General features: G+C 71.5%; 16 protein-coding genes. 9 read left to right on the forward strand and 7 right to left on the reverse strand.

What is annotated here, in order from left to right:
• Window positions 1–29: 29 nt before the first annotated feature.
• The 6 genes from ACWEPX_RS27770 to ACWEPX_RS27795 all read right to left on the reverse strand — a co-directional run bounded on the left by ACWEPX_RS27770 (window position 30) and on the right by ACWEPX_RS27795 (window position 9,526).
• Window positions 30–2,624 carry a type IV secretory system conjugative DNA transfer family protein gene (locus ACWEPX_RS27770; RefSeq protein WP_451900197.1) on the reverse strand — a complete coding sequence of 865 codons (2,595 nt, stop codon included), beginning with the start codon at window positions 2,622–2,624 and terminating at the stop codon, window positions 30–32.
• Between the two features lie 42 nt (window positions 2,625–2,666).
• Window positions 2,667–4,586: a VirB4 family type IV secretion system protein gene (locus tag ACWEPX_RS27775; protein WP_451900198.1), complete on the reverse strand. Its 1,920-nt coding sequence runs from the start codon at window positions 4,584–4,586 to the stop codon at window positions 2,667–2,669.
• Window positions 4,586–5,821: a PrgI family protein gene (locus ACWEPX_RS27780; protein ID WP_451900199.1), complete on the reverse strand. Its 1,236-nt coding sequence runs from the start codon at window positions 5,819–5,821 to the stop codon at window positions 4,586–4,588. Before ACWEPX_RS27780 ends, ACWEPX_RS27775 begins: the two co-directional genes overlap by 1 nt.
• Complete coding sequence (locus ACWEPX_RS27785; RefSeq protein ID WP_451900200.1) at window positions 5,818–7,809, reverse strand: hypothetical protein; 1,992 nt, start codon at window positions 7,807–7,809, stop codon at window positions 5,818–5,820. The genes ACWEPX_RS27780 and ACWEPX_RS27785 overlap by 4 nt, the downstream gene beginning before the upstream one ends.
• 212 nt (window positions 7,810–8,021) lie before the next feature.
• Window positions 8,022–8,339 carry a pilin gene (locus tag ACWEPX_RS27790; protein ID WP_451900201.1) on the reverse strand — a complete coding sequence of 106 codons (318 nt, stop codon included), beginning with the start codon at window positions 8,337–8,339 and terminating at the stop codon, window positions 8,022–8,024.
• Window positions 8,340–8,536: 197 nt separating this feature from the next.
• The gene (locus tag ACWEPX_RS27795) at window positions 8,537–9,526 is read right to left on the reverse strand and encodes a hypothetical protein (protein WP_451900202.1); all 990 of its coding nucleotides are present in this window, start codon (window positions 9,524–9,526) and stop codon (window positions 8,537–8,539) included.
• A gap of 799 nt (window positions 9,527–10,325) precedes the next feature.
• Here ACWEPX_RS27795 and ACWEPX_RS27800 point away from each other — a divergent pair.
• The 8 genes from ACWEPX_RS27800 to ACWEPX_RS27835 all read left to right on the forward strand — a co-directional run bounded on the left by ACWEPX_RS27800 (window position 10,326) and on the right by ACWEPX_RS27835 (window position 17,627).
• Window positions 10,326–11,171 carry a hypothetical protein gene (locus ACWEPX_RS27800; protein ID WP_451900203.1) on the forward strand — a complete coding sequence of 282 codons (846 nt, stop codon included), beginning with the start codon at window positions 10,326–10,328 and terminating at the stop codon, window positions 11,169–11,171.
• Window positions 11,168–12,277 carry a TRM11 family SAM-dependent methyltransferase gene (locus ACWEPX_RS27805; protein ID WP_451900204.1) on the forward strand — a complete coding sequence of 370 codons (1,110 nt, stop codon included), beginning with the start codon at window positions 11,168–11,170 and terminating at the stop codon, window positions 12,275–12,277. The genes ACWEPX_RS27800 and ACWEPX_RS27805 overlap by 4 nt, the downstream gene beginning before the upstream one ends.
• Window positions 12,274–13,614, forward strand: coding sequence for a DNA cytosine methyltransferase (locus ACWEPX_RS27810; protein WP_451900205.1), 1,341 nt, complete (start codon window positions 12,274–12,276; stop codon window positions 13,612–13,614). The genes ACWEPX_RS27805 and ACWEPX_RS27810 overlap by 4 nt, the downstream gene beginning before the upstream one ends.
• A complete protein-coding gene (locus tag ACWEPX_RS27815; RefSeq protein ID WP_451900206.1) occupies window positions 13,611–14,555 on the forward strand; it encodes a hypothetical protein in 945 nt (314 codons plus the stop codon). The genes ACWEPX_RS27810 and ACWEPX_RS27815 overlap by 4 nt, the downstream gene beginning before the upstream one ends.
• An 89-nt stretch (window positions 14,556–14,644) precedes the next feature.
• The gene (locus ACWEPX_RS27820) at window positions 14,645–15,124 is read left to right on the forward strand and encodes a VUT family protein (RefSeq protein ID WP_451900207.1); all 480 of its coding nucleotides are present in this window, start codon (window positions 14,645–14,647) and stop codon (window positions 15,122–15,124) included.
• Window positions 15,121–16,062 (forward strand): deazapurine DNA modification protein DpdA family protein, encoded by a 942-nt coding sequence (locus tag ACWEPX_RS27825; RefSeq protein ID WP_451900208.1) that lies wholly within the window; start codon window positions 15,121–15,123, stop codon window positions 16,060–16,062. The genes ACWEPX_RS27820 and ACWEPX_RS27825 overlap by 4 nt, the downstream gene beginning before the upstream one ends.
• Before the next feature lie 43 nt (window positions 16,063–16,105).
• Window positions 16,106–16,327, forward strand: a complete 222-nt coding sequence (locus tag ACWEPX_RS27830; RefSeq protein WP_451900209.1) for a helix-turn-helix domain-containing protein — start codon at window positions 16,106–16,108, stop codon at window positions 16,325–16,327.
• 97 nt (window positions 16,328–16,424) lie between these two features.
• Window positions 16,425–17,627: a tyrosine-type recombinase/integrase gene (locus ACWEPX_RS27835; protein ID WP_451900210.1), complete on the forward strand. Its 1,203-nt coding sequence runs from the start codon at window positions 16,425–16,427 to the stop codon at window positions 17,625–17,627.
• Window positions 17,628–17,707: 80 nt separating this feature from the next.
• Here ACWEPX_RS27835 and ACWEPX_RS27840 read toward each other — a convergent pair whose 3' ends face one another.
• Window positions 17,708–18,058: an STAS domain-containing protein gene (locus tag ACWEPX_RS27840; RefSeq protein ID WP_451900211.1), complete on the reverse strand. Its 351-nt coding sequence runs from the start codon at window positions 18,056–18,058 to the stop codon at window positions 17,708–17,710.
• Window positions 18,059–19,062: 1,004 nt separating this feature from the next.
• On the opposite strand from ACWEPX_RS27840, the gene ACWEPX_RS27845 reads away from it, so the two are divergent.
• Window positions 19,063–20,046 carry a serine hydrolase domain-containing protein gene (locus ACWEPX_RS27845; protein ID WP_451900212.1) on the forward strand — a complete coding sequence of 328 codons (984 nt, stop codon included), beginning with the start codon at window positions 19,063–19,065 and terminating at the stop codon, window positions 20,044–20,046.
• Window positions 20,047–20,125 lie beyond the last annotated feature (79 nt).

Genomic DNA, 20,125 nt, shown 5'->3' on the forward strand with positions numbered 1-20,125 from the left:
CCTGGATCATCTCGACGACGGGCCGCGTGCTACTCAATACGGCGTGGGTCCGCGCTCTGAGGGTGCCAGAGTGGCCGAGTGTTCGTGGCGTGGATCCTGTTGACGGCGGCCTTGGGCGCGCGAGTCTGCGCCGCGCGGCGTGCCACTGCGCGGATCACCCGTGCCCTGCCGGGGATGGCGGGCGGGAGTGGCTGGGTGAGCATGGTGAAGGGCTGGGCTTCCTCGCCGTTGAGCACCAGGCGCACGGCGGCGTGGTAGGAGCCGAGGTGGGCGAGGTCGTGGTCGGACAACCTGGGTGCTGTGTGGCGGGACAGTTCTCGGGCGTCTTCGGGGCTGGCGTTGAAGAAGATCTTGCTGCGGGCGTTGGTGGACATGCCTTCGCGGAGTTCGCGGGGGAGTTGGCCGAGGTGTTGGTGGGCAAGGGTCATGGCGACCCGGAACCCGCGCGCCTCGGCGAGCATGTCCTCGATGGGGTAGGGCAGGTTGAGGAAGTTGTGGCATTCGTCGATCACCAGGGAGGCGTCGCGGCGTTGGCGTTGCGGGGTGCGGGCCCGGCCGGTGGTGGCCTGCCAGGTCCGCGCGACCACCAGTGAGCCGACCAGCCGGGTGGTCTCCTCGCCCAGCGAGCCCTTCGGTATACGCACGAGGCCGATGCCGCCGTCGAGCACCTGAGCCATGTCTACTGTGGAGTGCCCGCCTGCGATCGCGTCGCGGACGAACGGCCGCAGTAGGAACGCGCGGAGTTTGTTCATGAGCGGGCTGATGACCTGGGAGCGGGACGAGTCGGTGAGTTCGGAGTACCAGGACCAGAATCCGCGCAGCACGGGGTCGGTGATCCCGGCGGTGACCCGGTTGCGGAACGCCTCGTCGGCCAGCAGTTTGGGGAGGTCGGCGAGGGTGGCGACGCCTTCCTGTGCGCGGAGGGTGAGGCTGGCGGCGCGCATGACGTCGTCGGTGCGCGGTCCCCAGAACGCCGAGTAGACCCGGCGGAAGACGCTGACGAGGTTGTCCACGGTCAGGTCGGTCTCGCCGCCGTCCAAGGGGTTGAGGCAGGGCGGGCGGGATTTGCTGTCGGCGTCGAAGATCACGACCCGGTCCGCGGCGGAGCGGGGCAGGCGGGACAGGACGTCGGTGACGAGGTCGCCCTTGGGGTCGATGAGCACGATGCCTCGGCCTGCTTCGGCGTCGGCGAGGATCATGTTGCCGAGCAGCGTGGACTTGCCGGAGCCGGTCGCGCCGATGACGTGCAGGTGGTGGCGGGCGTCGGGGACGCGGAGGGCGACGGGGCGCTGGTGGCCGGTGTCGGGGACCCCGATCGGCTTGGCTTCCGGCCCTGGGGTGGCGATGCCGGGTGGGGGTGCGATGGCGCGGGCTCCGGCGCGTTGGATGCCGGGGATGGCCTCGTCGGTGGGCAGGTGCGCGATCGTCGCCAGCTCGGGCACCGACAGCAGGTCGCCCCGCCCGAGTCTCCGGGAGTCCATCACGGCACCGGGATGGCGTAGGCGGTGGCGGGTGTAGTGGTTGTGCTCGGTGTAGGAGGCGAACGAGGCCGCCAGGGCGTGCGCCCGTCCGCGGGCGACATCCCGCGCCTGGCGGACCTCGCCCTCGTCGATATCGGCTGGCATCATGGTCGCCACGGCGTAGCGGATCACCGTCTCGAACTGGCTGCCGCGCTGCTTGCTCACGATCGCCCGGTTCTGCGCCGCGTACTCCAGCGAGGTCTGCGGGTCACTGTGCAAGGCGCCGGTCTTCGTCCGCGCCGCAGCCGTACGCCGCGAGCGGCTGCCGGTGCTGGGGGTGATCGCGTCGAGCAGGCGGCCGACCAGCCGGGTGGAGCCGCGGGTGTGGACCCGCCGAGCGGCGCGGCGCGCCTTCTGCACGCGGCGGCCGGTGACTGGGCGGGCCAGCACCTGCACGCAGGCGTACTCCTTCCGTCCGAGCCCGACTGGCGCGCCGATCAGCGCGCGGATGGGGTCGGCGTCGAAGTCGCTGCGGATCGGCAGCGCCTCTGGGCGCGCCAGCCGCAGCTCGCCGCCGACCACCAGGCGCCGCTGCCCCTCACCGGGCACGGGCAGGGGTGGCTCGGCCGGGCCGACGCGGGTGTGCGCGCCGGGCCACGCGGCCTCCACGGCGCGTTCGACCAGGCCGGGCGGGATGACACCGGGCACCCACAGCCGGATGGCGACCCCGGCTTCGGAGAACACGTACTCGCACGCCACGTGCGGCTGGCCGGTGAACGCGCGACGCCAGCCTGGGCGCAGGAGGCCGACGAGGTTGGACCACAACGCGGCTCCGCCCGCGGGGTCCACCGTTGGTGGGGCGAGCACGGTGACCTGACGGGCGTCGGCCAGCAGCAGCTCGTGGCAGCGCCGTGCCCACCACCGCCTGCTGAGCACGATCCCGGTGATGAGGACCGCGAGGACGGGGGCCGCGACCGGGCCCCGGTGCAGGGCGAGGTCGCGCAACCGGGCCAGCAGCGCGAGCAGTGCGCCGCCGGGATCGCGGAGGTAGTCCTCCAACCATCCGGCGGCGACCGGGGCGATCGCGTGGGTGGGCACGGTGGCCAGCAATGGAGTCGGCTGGTGGAGGGCGGACGCTATCCAGCTTCGTGTTCGCGGCAGCATGAACGACTCCCTTCACGGGAGATGCGAGGAGGTGTGGGCGGGTCAGGCGGCGTCGAGGTGAACCTCGTCGCCGGAGTCAGGGCCGAACTCGTCCCCGTCGGGGCCCAGGTCGACGAACGCGGCCTCGGTCTCGTCGCTGGGTTCGCCGGTGTCGGTGTAGGCGGCGAGTTCGGCGGGGTTGCTGGTGACCAGGTAGTGCTCGGTGGGGGAGGCGATGCTCTGGAACGCCACTCGCTGCGTTCCGGCCGAGAGCAGGCCTTGGCCGCGGTCGGCGGAGAGCAGGAACGCGCGTTCCCCGGCGGAGAGGTCGAAGGTCTGGGTGATCTCGTCGATGGCCTGGGATGCCTGTCGCAGCAGGATCTGGGTGGCGGCGTTGGCCACGACGGCCTTGCCGAGGTCGCTGCCGAGCAGGTCGGGGGTGTCCTGGGTCGCGACGGTCACTCCGGCCCAGTGTTTGCGTGATGCCTTGGCCATGCGGAACAGGAACTCGGCCCCGGCCTTCTGTTGCATGAGCAGCCATGCCTCGTCCACCACGACCAGGCGTGGGCGGCGGATGGCCGGGTTGGACACCCGCCGCCACACCGCGTCCAGGGTGAGCAGGGTGCCGATGCCCTTCAGTTCGTCGGGCAGGTCGCGCAGGCTGAACACGACGAGGTGGCCTTCGGGGTTGACGCTGCTGGGGCCGTCGAACAGTTGGTTGAACGCGCCCTCGACGAATGGGTGCAACCGAGCGGCGAGTGCGTCCGCGGCCGGGTCGCCGGCGTGCCCGGCGCCCGCGAGTTGGTCCCGTAGGACCCGGAGGGTCGGGGAGGGGCGGGTCCAGGTGCGGGCGTCGGCGGTGATGCCGACGCTGTGGTAGGTGGCGGCGATCGCCCGGTCCAACGCCGCCCGGTGGGCCGTTTCCAGCTCGCCACCGGTGAGGACGGCGATGACGGTGTGCAGGAACAGGGAACGGCGGACGAGGGCGTCCTTGGGGGCGGTGCGGCGGCCATCCGGTCGGGTGTGGATGGGCAGGTCGAACGGGTTGAGGCGCACGCCGCGCGCGCCGAGGTGGACGTAGGTGCCGCCGACGGCGGCGGCCAGGCGGGCGTACTCGTCCTCGGGGTCGACGACGGCGATCTCGATGCCCCGGTACAGCGACCGCAGGAGTTCCAGCTTGACCAGGTAGGACTTGCCCGCGCCGGAGCGGCCGAGGATCACCGAGTTGTGATTGTGCATCCCGTCGCCGAACCGATCCCAGTGCACCAGCCCCTGCGAGCCGACGTTGTAGCCGTAGAGCACACCGGACGGTGCCGAGGCCGAGGTGGGGTCGGCGGCGGGCAGGTCGGGGCTGGTGAACGGGAACGCCGCCGCCAACGCCGAGGTGTCGAACGTGCGGCGCATCCCGATGAGGTCCAGGCCCATCGGCAGGGTCGACACCCAGCCCTGCAACGAGCGGTAGGTGGTGTGCTTGGCGTCCAGCAACAACGACGCGCACAGCGACCGCAGCGCGGCCACCTCGTCGGTGAGGGTCTTCTCCGAAGCGGCGTGGATGGTCAGGTACAGGCCGACGCGGAACAGCTTTCCCTCCCCGCGGGCGACGCGGGAGGACAGGTCGTAGGCGTCCTCGGTGGCGGCCTCGACCTGCGGGTCGAACAGGCGGCCGTGTTCGGCGGTGTGCCTGCGCCCTGCCTCCAGCTTCGCGAGCTGCTTCTTGAGTCGGGAGGCGGCGGTGGCGGGGTCGATCGGCTCGATGTGCACCGAGACGTCCAGGCGGCCGGGGTAGGTCAGCAGCGGGGCGAGCCAGCCGGGGTGGACCTCGCGCGGGAAGCCGACCACCGCGAAGGAGGCGACCCACTCGCCGCCGACTTCCAGGTGCCGGGCGGCCACCGACAGGGCGTCGGGGGTGAACGCGGCCGCCGACGGGGCCGCCGGGGCGGACGGGCCGTGGTTGCCGCGGGTCTTGCGTGTGCGGGTGGCCATCAGGACTGCCCCCTCTCCTCGTCGTCGTAGTCGTCCTCGTAGTCCCAGTCGTCGTGGTCGTCGCTGCCCTCGCCCTGTCTGGTGGGCGCGACGAAGGAACCGCCGTCGAAGTCATTCGCAAAGTGATCCGTGATGTCGTCCGTGGCGAGGTCCGAGCCGGACGTGGTGGTGATGACCTCGTCCGCCCCGGCCAGCCCGGCCGACGGGGGCAGCAGGCTGTCGGGGTTGCACGCCGAGGCCAGCACCGCCGTGGCCTGCCCCGCGTCCAGCGGGGTGACCACGATCCCGGCCGGGGACAACAGCTCGATCGCCTCGCCGAGACGGCGCACCAGGCGTGACTCCGCGGCTCGTCGGGTTCCTGCGACGACGTGTTCACCGCTCTGCCTGCGGCGTTTGCCCGCCATCGAGCCGAGCACCGCCAGCGGGCCTGGCCCGCCCAAGCCATCGGTCAGGGGCGCCACGCCGAACGGTTCGCGCAGCACGAGCAGGACTTGGCGGCGCAGCAGGTCGGACTGCTGCCCGAGCCGGACCAGGTAGTCGGCGTGCTCGACGGCGGCGGTCTCCAGGGCGGGGTGGGGTAGCGCGCCCGCGCGCTCGCGCAGCTCGGCGATCTGGGCGGAGAGGTCGAGTCGTTCGGTGCGCACGAGCACCTGCACCGGGGCGGTCAGGGAGTGCAGGTAGCGGCCGAACGAGGCGACCAGCGCTTCCTGCTCGGTCGGGGTGCGCAGCGCGAAGTTGACCGTCGAGGCGACCGCGACCACCGCCAGGCCGTCGGCGCCGAGGTCGACCACCCCGGTTGCGGTGATGACTTCGGCCGGCAGCCGCAACGCCGAGGGCGACACCTGTTCCGGCTGCCCGGTTCGGCCCTTGCGACGACCCGAGGTCGGGCCTGTGGTCCGGTCGTTCTCGGGGGTGAGCCAGGCGGGCGCGGGGCGCACGCCCTCGGGCGCGGCGACGCGGTGGCGGGGTGCGAGGCGTTGGCGGATCGCGGCGACGAGCAGCGTGTCCATCGGCACGCCGTCGCGCCTGCCGAGGGCGAGCATCGCCGCGGCCGCGCCGACCGGGACGGCGAAGGCCAGGAACACCGGGACCGGCACCACGGCGCGGGTGGCCGCCCACAGCAGGTAGAGCACCGCGCCGGCGGTGGCGAGGATGGCCAGTTGGCGGGCGGTGAGCGGGCCGAGGACGCGGTCGTGCATGTCGACGTCGGCCGGGATGCGGACAGGTGTGGTCATGGGGTGCTACCTCCGGGCTCGGGAGGCCGCCGCGTCGCCGGCGGTGTCGGTGGTGGGGGTGGGCTGACGGCGGGTGTCGACGGCTTGGGTGGCTTCGGCAGGTCCAGCGGCAGTCGCAGCTGCCGCCCCGGGGGCGGTGCGGGTCGGGGTGGTGCCGCTGGCGGTGCGGGTGGGGGTGCGGGCACGCGGCGGACGTTGTCGAGGGGCAGCGGGTATTGACCGCTGCGGGTGGCCCGGTTGCCCTTGTAGGGGTCGAACGGCAGCTGCGGCTGCACCACCCGGTGGGCCGCTGGCCGCACGGTCGGAGGTGGTGGTGGGCTCGGCGGGCGCGGCACCCGACGGATGCCGTCCAGGGGCAGCGGGTACTGCCCGGAGCGGGTGGGGCGGTTGCCGCGGTAGGGGTCGAACGGGAGTGGGAGTTGTCCGCCGTTGCCCTTGCGGCCGGGCCGCCTTCTCTCGGTGTCGGTCCCGTCGGGCGGGGCGGGCGGCGGGGTGCGGTGGACGTTCAGGTGCAACCGGTACTGGCCGTCGCGGCCGAGGACAGGTTTGTTCTCCGGCCAGTCCTCGCCCAGCGGCAGCGCCAGCTGCCGTCCCTGCGCAACGGATGGTTTCGGTGCCGGGCCGCCCTTCGGGCTGGGGCTGCCCGCCGGGCGGGTGCGGCGTATGCCGGGTAGCGGCAGGACGTACTGCCCGCCTGCGGTGGTGCGCGGGTTGGCGTAGGGGGCGGGCGAGCCGCGGTTGGTGCTTGCCCCGGCGCGGCCGCCCCGGCCACCGCCGAGTGTGTGGGGTGTGCCGCCTTTCCCGCCGCCGCGGGCACCGAGTAGGCCGAAGGTCTTGTAGGCGAGGAAGCCTTTGACGAGCGAACCGATCAGCGACCGGCCGTTGCCGGTGCGGATGGAGGACAGCACCCAGAAGGGGATCTTGAACAGGATGTACATCAGCGCGAGCGCGACGAGGAGGTTGACCAGGCCGGTCATGGTGGGGCCGAAGAGGGTGAACCCGCCGGGGGCGAGGAAGACGTTCATCCCGACGATGAGGGTCATGCTCTGCCCCACCTGGATCGCGAGGCAGCCGCCGTAGGCTTTCCACCACCAGTAGGCGATGCCCTCGGTCTGCGGCAGCGCGTGGAACATCAACGCCAGCGGGGCGCCGGCGATGAGGATGATGGTGAGCGCGACGCGCACGACGTAGGTGACGAGCAGGGCGATGAGCATCCCGGCGAGGAAGATGCCGATGAAGATGATCCAGATGCCGCCGTTGAGGGAGCCGAGGACGAGGTTGCGCAGCGTCTCCCCGGCGGCGCCTGCGTCGACGCCTCCGCCCATGATGGCGGCGACGAGTCCGTTGGCGATCTGGATGCCCTTGGTCGCGACCCACAGCGACAGCGCCCCGGCGAGGAACCCGACCACGAGGCGCGGGGCGAGTTCCTTGATGGAGTGTCGGGTCTGGACGCTCTGGTAGCTCATCGCGATGACCCCGGCGATGAGGACCAGGAGTCCGTAGGCGAGGAGCAGGATCTGCCAGGAGTTGTCCCACAGCTCGCCCACCCTCGGCAGCTCGCCGGGCATGGGGGTGGTCAGCAGCGTTCGGGACAGGAGATCGAGGAGCGGGTTGAGCGCTTCGGTGACGATGCCGCGGAAGAAGGCGTTGATGGCCTCGGTGATGCAGGCGCCGATGTCGGTGATGCCGCACTCGTCGGTCGGCTCCCCGCCCTGACCCGGCGGACCCGTGCCGGGGTTCGTCGGGGGAGGGGTGGTGGCGTCGGGTCGGGGGATGCAGCCCTCGCCGGTGCACGGTGTCGACGGCGCGGTCGGGACCGTGGTGGGGTTGGGGGTGCAGGGCTGCTGCGGCAGTGTGGGGTCGCACGGGTCTGGGTCGACGGTCGGGAACGGTGGCGGCACCGGCTGCACGGCGACGGCGGGGGAGACCGCAGCCGGCGTGCTGGCCGTGGCGGCGAGGGCACCGCCCACCAGGACGACCAGGCTCACCGCCAACGCGAGGAGCGCGCGGCCGCGAGCGGTGTGGACACGACGCGACCCCGGGCGATCCTGGAGGCGGTGCGCGGCCGCAGGCGCGAGCATCGTCCGGCGGTCGACGTGCCTCGACCGGGCTTCCCAGGTCCGTGCCGGGTCGGGCGGCGGGATGACCGTGGAGGCGACCGATGCGCGGCGCGGGGTGGATGTGATCGTCGGGCGCATGGTCAGGCACCCACGATGCCTTTGAGGACGGTGACGACCAGCGGGGCGAGCGCGGCCAGTGCGTAGCCGATCCCGGCGGCTTTGAACGCCTCCTTGGACTTCTCCTGCTCGCCGGGGTCGCCGCCGCCGAACACCCGGCGCACGCCGCCGATGGTGAGGAACACGGTCGCCAGCGCGGCGAGGATGCCCATCAGCCAGTTGCGGATGTTGGTCAGGACCTCGTCGACGCTGCCGGCGATCGCGAGCACCACGGTGTCGGCGTGCGCGGTGGCCCCGGGGAACAGCAGTGTCCCCGCGACGAGTCCGGCCACCAGCAGCATGTGGCGGCGCGCGTTCCGGCATCGACGACGGTGCGTCGCGGACGTCGAGGACGTGCCGGGGTGAACGGTCTCCCGGTGCGGGGCGGACCACTCGGGCGGCTGGGAGAGCGAAGCGGTACCACGCGGGTCGGCGGCCGCTGCGCCGCCGGGCTGGTGGTCGTCCTTCGGGCGGTGGCGAGGGTGGACAGGGGGTTGGGTCAGGCGCATCGCGGCACTCCCGGAGTCGAGCCCGAGGGCCGTCGCGTCGGCTCGGGCGAGGAGGAGGTGGTGTGCGCGGGAGCGGCGTGCGTCCTCCCGCACCCCTGAACTCCGGGAAACCGGCTCCGCGGGGACACGCGCCCGCTCCCTGTCTTTCCCGTGCGTGCCGTCGGGTCGGTGACGGTGCGTGATGGCGGGGTGGTGTGGGTGGCGTGCGCGGCGGCGTCGGTGATGGTCACCGCGTCGGCCACCTGGGTCGCCAGATCGTGCTCGCGCGGCCCGGCGTGGAGGGTGTCGGAGGCGTCGTGGAGCAGGTAGGCGACGAGGCGGCGCTCGGCTCGGTGGCGTGCCTTCTTCGCCGCCTGATAGGACAGGTTCCGCGCGGCCGCGGCGTCGGCGAGCGGCACACCTTCCAGGCGGGTGGCGCCGATGAGTTCGGCCTCGGCGGCGGTGATCGCCCGCTCGGCGACCGCGCGGGCGAGGACGAAGTCCGGGTGACCCGACGGCGGCGGCGGCTCGGTGGAGCGGAACCCGTGCCCGTAGGGCGTCGGCGCGTCCAGTGCCTCGCGCACCGCCGCGTGCCCGGCGCGATAGGCCGCCCACCGCAACCGGAGCATGACGCGCGGGCGGCGCAGGTCGATCGTGTCGAGCTCGGCGACGAACCCGGTCAGCACCGCGGCGTGGATGTCGCTCGGGTCCCCGGCGAAGCGGGCCGAGAGGGTGGCGGCGATGGTGGTCAGCGCCGGCAACGCCACACCCACGCACCCGACCGTCCAGGCGCCGCCCTCGGCACGCGCCAACAGCACCAGGTGCGCCCACACCGCGTCCCGCAGCGCCTGCGGGCAGCCGCGGCGCAGCAGCCGGTCACGCACCTCGTTCAGCGGCACCCGCCGCCCCGGCAGACCGGGGAACAACCGGCCATCCACACCCAGGGGGTGCGGGCCGGTGACGAGCCACTCGAACGCCGCCCGCGCGGCGTCCAACGGCATGTGATCGCGCTCGAAACCCGAACGCGGAATAGCGTCACGAGAACTCATGAATGACCCCCGAAGCGAGTCGGAAACGACGACTCGCCCAGGACGCCACACCGGGTGGTACCGACCGATCACCGAACCGGTACCGGTCTAGTACCGCGCAGGTACCGGCGATCGTCGGTCACCATGCGACGGCACTTCGACATCCACGCGAGGTGTCGCTGTGGATCTAGCGATCTCGACAGACAAGATCGGGAGTCCTGCGCTGACAGTGCCCTTCTAGCTGCTGATACGAGGTCGTGGTACTAGCTCGGTACCAGTTCGGTAAGAGCCGTGGTCGTGCCGTCGCGCCCCACATCGACGCGCCGGGGGCGGGTGCACCGTCGGGGTTGATAGTCGATTCCTTGCACTGTTCTGTCGGCGTTGGCCTGTCCATTTCTCGCGCGGACGTATGCGCGGGCCTCTACGGCTGTTTCCGACGGTCGTGAAGCAGTGGGAAATGCGACGGCAGGTTGTCCCCGAGGGGCCTGTATTTCGGAGTTCAGGGCTGTCAACAGCGCCGTACACCCACGGCGCACTTACCCCGGCGAAGGGGATGCTCGTGACCCAGCCCGACCACTCCGGCCGCCGCTCGCCCCGGCGCCGCGCCGCCTCCACCCACCCGGCCTCGACCCGTGCAGGCGGGCGTCGGGCGGTGGAGCGCAGGCCCTGGCCGACCGCGCCGACCACCACCCGGGTCAGCCCCGGCAAACCCGTCGGCGAGACTCCTCGCTCACGGTCGCGAGGGTCGGCGACGACCCCGACTCCGGCGACCGTGTGGACCGCCGGCAGCGACCCGGTCGACCTCGACGCGACGTGGCCCGCTGCGCTCATCGAACGGATCGTCACCTCGTTCAGCGAGCCCGCCGCGCGGGTCGTGCTGCTCGCCCGGCCGACCCCGCACAACACCGGCCGCACGCTCGCCGCAGTCGGAGACGACGGCGTCATCGACCGCGCGCCCGGCACCGAGTCGGACCCCGAGGTGGCCGACGCCGCGGCCGTCGTCGAACGCCTCGGCCGCACCGTTCGCGTCGAGCACCTGCCCGCCGACCCGAGCGTGACCAGTCCTGCTTCCCGACCCTTCTGGGCCGACCTCGTCACCGGCTCCACCCCGGCCCCCGCGCCCCTCCCGACGGCCTCCGCCAAGGTCCCCACGTCGCACCCGGCGACGGGCACCGTCGGGGACGCGGACCTGATCGTGACGAGCCTGCCGCCAGCCCACTGCGGCGACCGCGCGGACCTCGTGGCGTTGTTCGCGGCTCGAGCGTTGCGGGTCGGCGGCATCCTCGCCGTGCTCACCCACTGTGACTGGACGAGCGGGGAGTTGACGGACCCGACGGGGGCGGTGGTGGCCGCCGGGCAGAACGCCGACCTGCTCTACCTGCAGCACATCGCAGCCCTGCACGCGCCCGTCCGCGACGGCCGCTTCGACCTCCCCGACAGCCCCGCCGACGACCTCGACGAGGAGGTCCGCGCGCGGCACCGCGCCGTGGTGCGCGGACTGCCCGCGCCACATCGGCGCATCCACTCCGACGTCCTCGTCTTCGCCCAACCGCACGACCACCAACCACCGCCCCCGCTGTCCGCGAACACCGCCGCGCAGGGCGGAGACCGCCGATGACCACCACGCCGAACACCGACCCCGCCCGCTCCGCCGACGGTGCGGCCGACACCGACCGCAGCGGCGAGTCGACCCAGCGCATCCCGGCGGCGGTCATCGCCGAGCTCGACACCGCGCCCACCGCTGTGGACAGCGCGGCGGGCGAGGAGGCCGGGGAATCGCCCGCGGTGTCGGTGTGGACGACCGCGCAGTCCTCGCCCGCCGCGCAGCGCAAGAACTCCTACGTGCCGGAGTCGACCGCGCATCCGGCCAAGATGCTGCCCGAGGTCGTCCGCCACGCAGTCGCGCACTACACCCGGCCCGGTGATCTTGTGCTCGACCCGATGTGCGGGATCGGCACCACGCTGGTCGAGGCGGTGCGGCTGGGCCGCCGCGCGCTCGGGGTGGAGTACGAACCGCACTGGGTCGACGTCGCCTGGGCCAACCTCGACCTCGCCCGCGACCACGGCTTCGACCACGACGCCCGCGTGATCCAGGGCGACGCCCGTCAGCTCGTGACGCTGTTGGCGCCGGAGTACGTGGGGCAGGCAGCGCTCGTGGTGACGTCCCCGCCCTACGGGCCCTCCACACACGGGCAGGTGTCGGTCGCCCCGGGCGCGGGGGTGCAGAAGTACCACCACCTCTACGGCAACACCCTCGACCGCGGCAACCTCGCCAACATCGGCCATCACCGCCTGCTGGCCGGGTTCACCCGCATCCTCGCCGCGCTGCGCACCTTCCTCAAACCCGGCGGGCACATCGTCATCACCATCCGCCCCTGGCGCGAACACGCCGAGCTCATCGACCTGCCCTCCCAGATCCTTGCCTGCGGACGCGCCGCCGGACTCATCCCCGTGGAGCGCGACGTCGCCCTGCTCGCCCGCGCCGCCGCCACCGACCTCGTCGCCCGCGGCTCGTTCTTCCAGCGCGACTTCATCCGCAAACAGCGCGAGCGCGGACTGCCGCTGCACCTGATCGCCCACGAGGACGTCCTCGTCTTCCGCACCGCCCTCCACAAGACCACCGGGAAAGCCGCGGCCGCTGCTCCGGACGCGGACGTGGTCGACCTCGAGCAGTACCGCTCCACGCGATCGGCGCGCGCCACGAGCCGAGGTAGGGCGGCATGACCACCCGTCCATCCCGTCCGCCCCACTCGGGGACGCGGCGTTCGCTCGCGCGAGACGATTCGGTCACGGCATCCGGTCCGGTCGTGGGCTCGTTGTGCACCGGCTACGGCGGCCTGGACCTCGGCGTGCTGGCCGCCCTCCGCGGCGGCCGGATCGCGTGGGTCGCCGACCCGGACCCGCACGTCCGCCTGATCCTCGCCGCCCGCATGCCTGACATCCCGAACCTCGGCGACCTGCGACGCATCGACTGGGCCGCCGTCGAGCCGGTCGACGTGCTCGTCGCGGGGTTCCCCTGCCAGGACATCTCCGCCGCCGGGAAACGCGCGGGCATCGAGAAAGGAGCGCGCAGTGGCCTGTGGGCCGACATCGTGGCGGGCCTTCGCCTACTACGACCCGCGCTCGTCGTGCTGGAGAACGTCGCCGCGCTTCGCTGGAAAGCGGGAGGTCTCCACCGTGTACTCGGCGACCTGGCCGAAGCGGGGTATGACGCGCTCTGGCGTAGCGTCCGCGCCGCCGACATCGGCGCCCCGCACCGCCACGAACGCGTGTTCCTGCTCGCCTGGCGCCGCGACCACGACGGCGCCGCCGACCAACCCCCAGGACGGCGAGGACCCCGCGACCTGGTCGCGGCCACGCCGACGACACCGGACCGGTGTCGATGGCAACGGGATGGTGATGCCGCTGTCGATCGCGGTGCGGCTGCTGCCGACGCCGAGAGCCTCGGACACCGGGACGGCGGGCCGCAAAGCCGGAGCGGGGTTCCGTCCACCGCTGTCGCAACAGGTGCTCCCCTTGGTGGAACGCGAAGCGCTGCTGCCGACCCCGCGGGCGACGGACGGGACGAAGGGCTGCCCGGCACAACGGGGCTCCAAGGGCGACCTGATGCTGCCCTCGGCGATCAGTCGCCTGCTCACCCCACCGGCGCGCAGCCGGGTCGACGGCAGCGGGACCGACACCACCTCGTAGCGGTCCGCGACGGCGAGGAGGGCGAGGCGAGCCGGGCGTCCGCCGTCGAGGCGACACCGGTGAACTGGGGTGTCTACGAGGCGGCGATCCGCGGCTGGGAAACGGTCCTCGGTCGACCGGTCCCGTATCCGATCCAGTCCGGCAATCACGGCCGGCCGGTGCTCGCGCCCGCCTTCGTCGAGCACCTCATGGGCCTCCCGCGCGGATGGGTCACCGACCTCCCGCTGCCCCGCACCGCCCAGCTCCGGGCGCTGGGCAACGGCGTCGTCCCCGCACAAGCCGCACACGCCGTCGCGCTGCTGCTCGAGGACCTCGCCACCCTCCTCCACGCCGAGCACCGCCCGCCGGTCCGGCGGGAGGTGGCGGCATGACCACCCACTCGACGTCGCCCGATCCCTGGCCCGCGCTGCGGCTGCTGTCCCTGGGCGCCGGGGTGCAGAGCACCACCGTGCTGCTGCTCGCGTGCGAGGGCGAGATCCCACCTTTCGACGTCGCCCTGTTCGCCGACACCGGCTGGGAACCCCGCGCGGTCTACGCCAACCTCGACCGCCTCGCCGCCCACGCCACCAGACACGGCATTCCGGTGCGCAGGATCTCGGCAGGGAACATCCGCGCCGACGCCCTCGACCCGCGCCACCGCTTCGTCTCCATGCCCCTGCACACCCTCAACCCCGACGGCACCCGAGGCCTCGCCCGCAGGCAATGCACCTCCGAATACAAGATCATCCCGCTCAAGAAGGCCGCCCGGGAACTGCTCGGCTACCCGCACCCGCGGCGCGTGCCGCGCGGGGTGTACGCCGAACAGGCCATCGGGATCAGCACCGATGAGGTCCACCGTGCCAAGGACTCCGGGCTGCGGTTCCTGCGCAACGTTTTCCCGCTGATCGAGCTCGGCTTCGACCGCGCCCGCTGCGTCGAGTTCCTTGCCGAACGCGGCTTCGGGCAGACGGTGAAGTCCGCCTGTGTCGGGTGCCCGTTTCACGGCAACGTCGGGTGGCGCTGGGTCCGCGACAACGACCCCGACGGGTGGGCGGAGGCCGTCGAGTTCGACCGCGCCATCCGCCACGGCTACCCCCACGCCACCACACAAGGCCAGGAGCTGCGCGGCCAGTACTTCCTTCACCGCTCCTGCCTTCCCCTGGACCAGGTCGACCTCGACACACCCGCCAAGCCCCGCAGGCACCTGCGGCTGATCAGCGCCGACACGGTCGATGACGACGGTGACCCGGACGGCTGCTCGCCGTGGTCGTGCCGCTCCGGCGAACCAGCCACCGCCACCGACGACCCCGGTCACCGCGAGCGTGCGGCGTGAACACCGCGATCGCTTTGCCACAACGCGACTCGATGTCGCTCAAGCGGCGGGGCTGGCCAGCGGTCCCGCGATCTGTGAGGTGGGCCGGGGTGGCGGTGGTGGGGTGGCTGCTGTTGGTTGTCGCGGCCAACGTCGCCTCGGTGCACTGGCCGCCGCTGGTGATCGGCGGGCTGGTGGTCCCGGCGGGCACGCTGTTCGCCGGAGCAAGCCTGACGCTCCGCGACCTCGTCCACGACACAGCGGGGATCCGTGGTGTCGCCGCGGGGATCCTCACCGGAGCGGGGCTGTCGGCCGTGCTGGCCGCCCCGCAGATCGCGGTGGCCAGCGTCCTCGCGTTCACCGTCTCGGAGGTCGTCGACGCGCGCATCTACGCGCGGCTGCGCCACCGCGGGCGGACGGCGGCTGTCGCGGCATCCAACGCGGCCGGGCTGGTGGTCGACAGCGTGCTGTTCGTTCCGTTAGCCTTCGGCGGCTGCGCCGCCGTGCCCGGCCAACTCGTCGGCAAGACGCTCGCCACCGCCCTCACCCTCGCCGCACTCCACACTGCCCGCTGGGCGGTGAGCCGGTGAAGTTCTACCTGGGCACCCATCAACCGTCCTGGCTCGCCCGCGACCTCGGCGTGCCGTTGCTGGTCAGCCACCGCCGACTGGCCGGCCGCCGCACCCTTCCCCGCGCCAGCGGCCCGTGGGCGTTGGACTCCGGCGGCTTCACCGAGCTGTCGCTGCACGGCCGCTGGCGCACCGACACCGCCACCTACGTCCGAGCGGTGCGCCGCTACGCCACCGAGATCGGCCACCTCGACTGGGCCGCACCCCGCGACTGGATGACCGAACCCCACGTCCTGGCCCGCACCGGCCTCAGCCTGCGCACCCACCAACACCGCACCGTCACCGACTACCTCCGCCTCCGCGACCTCGCCCACGAACTGCCGATCATCCCGGTCCTTCAAGGACAGACCATCACCGACTACCACCGCTGCGCCGACCTCTACGAACACCACGGCATCAACCTGGCCGCACTGCCGCTGGTCGGGATCGGCAGCATCTGCCGCCGCCAACACACTTACGAAGTCGAACAGATCATCCACGCCCTCGCCCACCGCGGATACCGGCTGCACGCCTTCGGCGCCAAGGTCCTCGGCCTGTCCCGCTACGCCACACACCTCACCTCCAGCGACTCCGCCGCCTGGAGCTTCCGCGGCCGCCACCTCCCCGGCTGCGCCCCCGGACACCGCAGCGAATCGAACTGCCTGCGCTTCGCCCTTGCCTGGCACCGCCACCTCACCGACCGCGTTCCCGAGATCACCCCACCCGCCGACATACCCCCACGACCCGACAACCGCTCTCGGCCACCCAATCCGAGGCCCGGGCGGACCCACCCACGCCGTCCTCGATCGAACTGCACGCAAGGAGCCCGACATGGTCAACAACGGTCCCCGTCGTCCCGCCCGCCTGGCCGGACCCCAACGTCCAACTCCCGGCAACCGTCCCCAACCTCGCCGCGGTGATGATGCCCCGTCTACAGACCAGCGGTCGGACCAGATCGCGACGGTGGGGGAGGAGGGGCTGGTTCTGCTCACCGCCGAGCAGGCAGCGGCGCGCCTGCAGTTGCGGCCCTCGTGGTTGCGGCGCAAAGCAGCCGCCCGCGTGATCCCGTGCCGCTACGTCGGCAAGCACCTGCGCTTCACCCCGGAGGACCTCACCGCCATCGCCACCCAATACGCCCACACACCAGCCGAACCCGGTCTACAACTTCGGCGGCGGGTCCCCTGATCGGGCGGCCTCCGGCAGCCCCGCTTGCCCACTCGCCCCGACGCACGCGTCCATACAGCCGTACCCCGTCGACCCGCGATGAGAAGAGGTGCCGCCCGTGGCCTACGTCGAACCCTCCGGGCCCAACACCTGGCGGGTCCGCTTCCGCAAACCCGACGGATCACTCGGTTCGATCCCCGGCTTCACCAGCATCACCGACGCGCAAGACCGCGCCGAGGAGATCAACGTCGACCAACGCCGGGGCCAGTTCATCGACCCCGACGGCGGGAAGACCCGCCTCGAAGCATGGGCCGACCTGTGGTTCGACGCACTCGACGTCGGACCCAACACCGAACGCCAGTACCGCAGCCTCTGGCGCAACCACCTCCAACCCGACTGGGGCCACCAGGCCCTCGCCGGGATCACCAACCTGTCCGTGCACGCCTGGGCCAAGACCAAACGCGCCGACGGCTACGCCCCGACCACCGTGACCACCATGGTCAAGCTCCTGTCAATGCTGCTCACCGACGCCGCCGACGAACGCCTCATCCACGCAAACCCCTACCGCCCCAAACGACGCGGACCCCGCCACGCCACCGCCCCACGCGAACGCGTCCACACCACACCCCACAACGCCCTCCGCGTCGCCCTCCACGCCCACCAACTCGCCGGAGCCTGGGCGGCCGTCCTCATCATCACCGGCGCCTGGACCGGAGCCCGCTGGGGCGAACTCCTCGGCCTGCAACGCCACAACCTCCACCTACCCGCCGACAGCCCTGGCCGCATGGTCATCCACCCCGACCACGGATCCCTGCTGGAAATCGACGGCAAATTCCAACTCGCCCCACCCAAGACCATCGAATCCGCCCGCACCATCACCCTCCCACCCTTCCTCACCCAACTATTGCGCCACTACCTCTCCACCCACACCCACCCCCACGTCTTCACCACCCTCGCGGGCGACCATCCCCGCCGCTCCAACTTCTCCCGCCGCGTCATGCGCCCCGCCGCCGACGGCACCACCGGCCACCCCGCCCACTGGCCGCGCCTGTCCCCGATCGAACCCGGCCTCACCTTCCACGGCCTACGCCACAGCCACAAGACCTGGCTCATCGCCGACCTCATCCCCGACATCGCCCAAGCCAAACGCCTCGGCCACCGCCTCGCCGACAAGATCGAACACATCTACAGCCACGTCGCCCCCGAAGTCGAAACCCGCCTCCTCGACGCCCTCCAACAACGCTGGTGTAACGCCGTGCAGAACATCATCGCAGCGGACCTACGCCCACTGCTCGAACTGACCCCGAGCCTTGCCGCCTGATCCAAACGGCGCGTTGCTGATCACGCCCTGATCCCAGCTACGTGCCCGTACCTGGCCGCTGTTTGGCGAAGCTAAACGGCCTAGTCGCTTGGAATGTCTGGCCCCTCCGGCGTGACAACGAGGGAGAACAACCCGACTACTCCGCTCAGCTCCAAGATCCGCAGTACGCGAGGGTGGCAGTGCGTGATCACGACGGTCTTTCCCTTGCGTTTGCAGTCGGCGTGCAACTGAGTCAGGAGACGCACGCCGCTCGATCCGCAGAACGTGACCTCCGCTAAGTCCAGTTCCACCCGCGCGCCAGGCAAGGTGAGCACGGCCAGCAACTCCTCCAACACCGCAGGCTCGGTGGCCATGTCCAACTCACCGCTCACCGTGGCCATCGCCCCGGTGTCAGTCTTATCGACCCTGACCGCTGCGGACCTCTTGTTCACCCGTCGCTCCCCGGACACCATGCCCGCCGCGACGCAGACCGGGTGTTCCCCGCGCCAAACGTCGGGGCCGCACACGGCCACCGGTGAACTGTAGCCTTTATGTCCAGCCCGAAGCCATGCCAACCCGCCTGCATTGCCCGGAGGTGGGAGGACGGCATCGCGTGGCGCAACACTCGACACGGCCCTCCGTGTGGGGGCACGCTGCTGTTTACTGGTTTGTAACCTGGTTTAGCAGCGTGTACCCCTGCGCGACCGGCGCGCCGACTACGGCCCAGAGGGCACCGGAAATCCGGCGAAACGTCTGATGGCACTCAGAGCAGCAATTGTGCTGGTTTCTCACGAGAACGTCACCTCTTTTTCTATACGTGGTGATCGTCGACCACGACAGGCCACCAGGGCGGTAAGTGCACAGTTTGTGCGCTGACCCACCCGATCGTTGATCAAATCCGGCGGTAGGAGAACGGACTTAGTCACGGGTGAGACACGGTGTCCTACCCGTGGCTAGAGGTGGCGGACCGTCGCCTGCGGAAACTAGACCGCCACTCCTCGATGACCAGCAATCAACTTCGCGTCAAGGTAGCGCGTCGCTTCCAGAGCGCCTCGCCGCGGAAAGCTGAGCGCGAAGACCGGGTGATAATCCGCTGCATCACTCAGTCTCTGTCGGTGCCTGTGGTCGATCACCTCTGGCACCTCTTTCGCGATGGTTGATCAGGGCTACCGTGACAGGGGATGCTGTCAACCCTGGTTGACCACAGCAGGTTCGTCAACTACCGTTGACAGATGGATGTGGGAAAGCTGACCGAACTCGCGGGATCGACAGCCAACCATGACTCGTTGATGGGACCGGCACTGTAGCAGGGCTCCGCATCGAGTTTGGGCGCATCGAGGTGGCTGTGCTGCGCCACACGAGACAGTGGCGCCGGATGGCCGCAGATCGCGGCTGTCGTGGGTGTCGTGAAGCACTGGGTCCACACTGGCGCTCATTGCCTGATCGGCGGCCGGTCATGACCAGGAACCACGGTGACGAGCGGCTCGCGGCCAGGCTCGGCGAGCTGTTGGGGCCGCGCCATCCGATCGCCGCAGTGGCCGTGGTCTCGCCCCAGGGCACGGCACTGGCCTGCCGCGGCGCCAACCTCGACGCCGACTTCGAGATCGGGTCGATCGCCAAAGGCGTCACGGGGCTGCTGTACGCCGAGGCGCTTGCGCGAGGTGAGGTCGGCGCTCACACCTCCCTCGGCGAGCTGCTGCCGCTGGGCGACGCCCCCGCCGCGCGGGTGACGTTGGAGTCGCTGACCACGCACCGGTCCGGTCTGCCCAGCCTGCCTCGATCCGCCCGACCATGGCGGCGCACCATCGCGTTGTGGCGCCACGGCACGAACCCCTACGGCGAGGACCTCGGACAGTTGCTCGTCCAGGCCCGGGACGTTCCGCTCGGCAGACCGCGGCCCCGCTATTCCAACCTCGGGTTCGAATTGCTTGGCCACGCCCTCGCCCGCGCCGCCGCGACGACCTACGCCCAACTTCTGCACCGGCGTATCGCCGCCCTGTTGGAACTCGACCACTTCTACACTCCGGCGACCGCCGACCAGCTCCGTCCTGGGGCGCTCACCGGCAGAAGCCGTCGAGGAGAACCTCGGCAGCCGTGGACCGGCGAGGCATTAGGACCGGCAGGCGGCATCCGCGCCTCCATCACCGCCATGGCGCGCCTCACCGCGGCGCTGCTCGGCGGAACCGCCCCGGGCGTCGCCGCGCTCGACCCGGTCGCTTCCTTCGGCACAGGTGCCCATATCGGCGCAGCCTGGATCACCATCCAAAGGAAAGACCGATCGATCACCTGGCACAACGGAGGCACCGGCGGCTTCCGGTCCTGGCTCGGACTCGACCGCGGCGCAGGCACCGGCGTTGTCATCCTCTCGGCCACCGCCGCGTCGGTCGACCGCCACGGATTTACACTCCTCGCCGAGCACGACGGCAACGACAGTCAATGACAGCGAACCGACGCCGACACACACCTCACACTCGCAGAACGTCCCTGACGAACCGTCGGGCAGCTGTCTCGTACCTGAC

The sequence above is a fragment of the Actinokineospora sp. NPDC004072 genome, from assembly GCF_053604195.1.

What these genes read in the sequence shown, in the direction of transcription:
- ACWEPX_RS27790 (WP_451900201.1), bottom strand. Translation starts at nt 8,339, where the DNA reads ATGCTGCTGGTGGCCGGACTCGTCGCGGGGACACTGCTGTTCCCCGGG.
- ACWEPX_RS27810 (WP_451900205.1), top strand. Translation starts at nt 12,274, where the DNA reads ATGACCACCCGTCCATCCCGTCCGCCCCACTCGGGGACGCGGCGTTCG.
- ACWEPX_RS27775 (WP_451900198.1), bottom strand. Translation starts at nt 4,586, where the DNA reads ATGGCCACCCGCACACGCAAGACCCGCGGCAACCACGGCCCGTCCGCC.
- ACWEPX_RS27770 (WP_451900197.1), bottom strand. Translation starts at nt 2,624, where the DNA reads ATGCTGCCGCGAACACGAAGCTGGATAGCGTCCGCCCTCCACCAGCCG.
- ACWEPX_RS27845 (WP_451900212.1), top strand. Translation starts at nt 19,063, where the DNA reads ATGACCAGGAACCACGGTGACGAGCGGCTCGCGGCCAGGCTCGGCGAG.
- ACWEPX_RS27805 (WP_451900204.1), top strand. Translation starts at nt 11,168, where the DNA reads ATGACCACCACGCCGAACACCGACCCCGCCCGCTCCGCCGACGGTGCG.
- ACWEPX_RS27795 (WP_451900202.1), bottom strand. Translation starts at nt 9,526, where the DNA reads ATGCCGTTGGACGCCGCGCGGGCGGCGTTCGAGTGGCTCGTCACCGGC.
- ACWEPX_RS27815 (WP_451900206.1), top strand. Translation starts at nt 13,611, where the DNA reads ATGACCACCCACTCGACGTCGCCCGATCCCTGGCCCGCGCTGCGGCTG.
- ACWEPX_RS27780 (WP_451900199.1), bottom strand. Translation starts at nt 5,821, where the DNA reads ATGACCACACCTGTCCGCATCCCGGCCGACGTCGACATGCACGACCGC.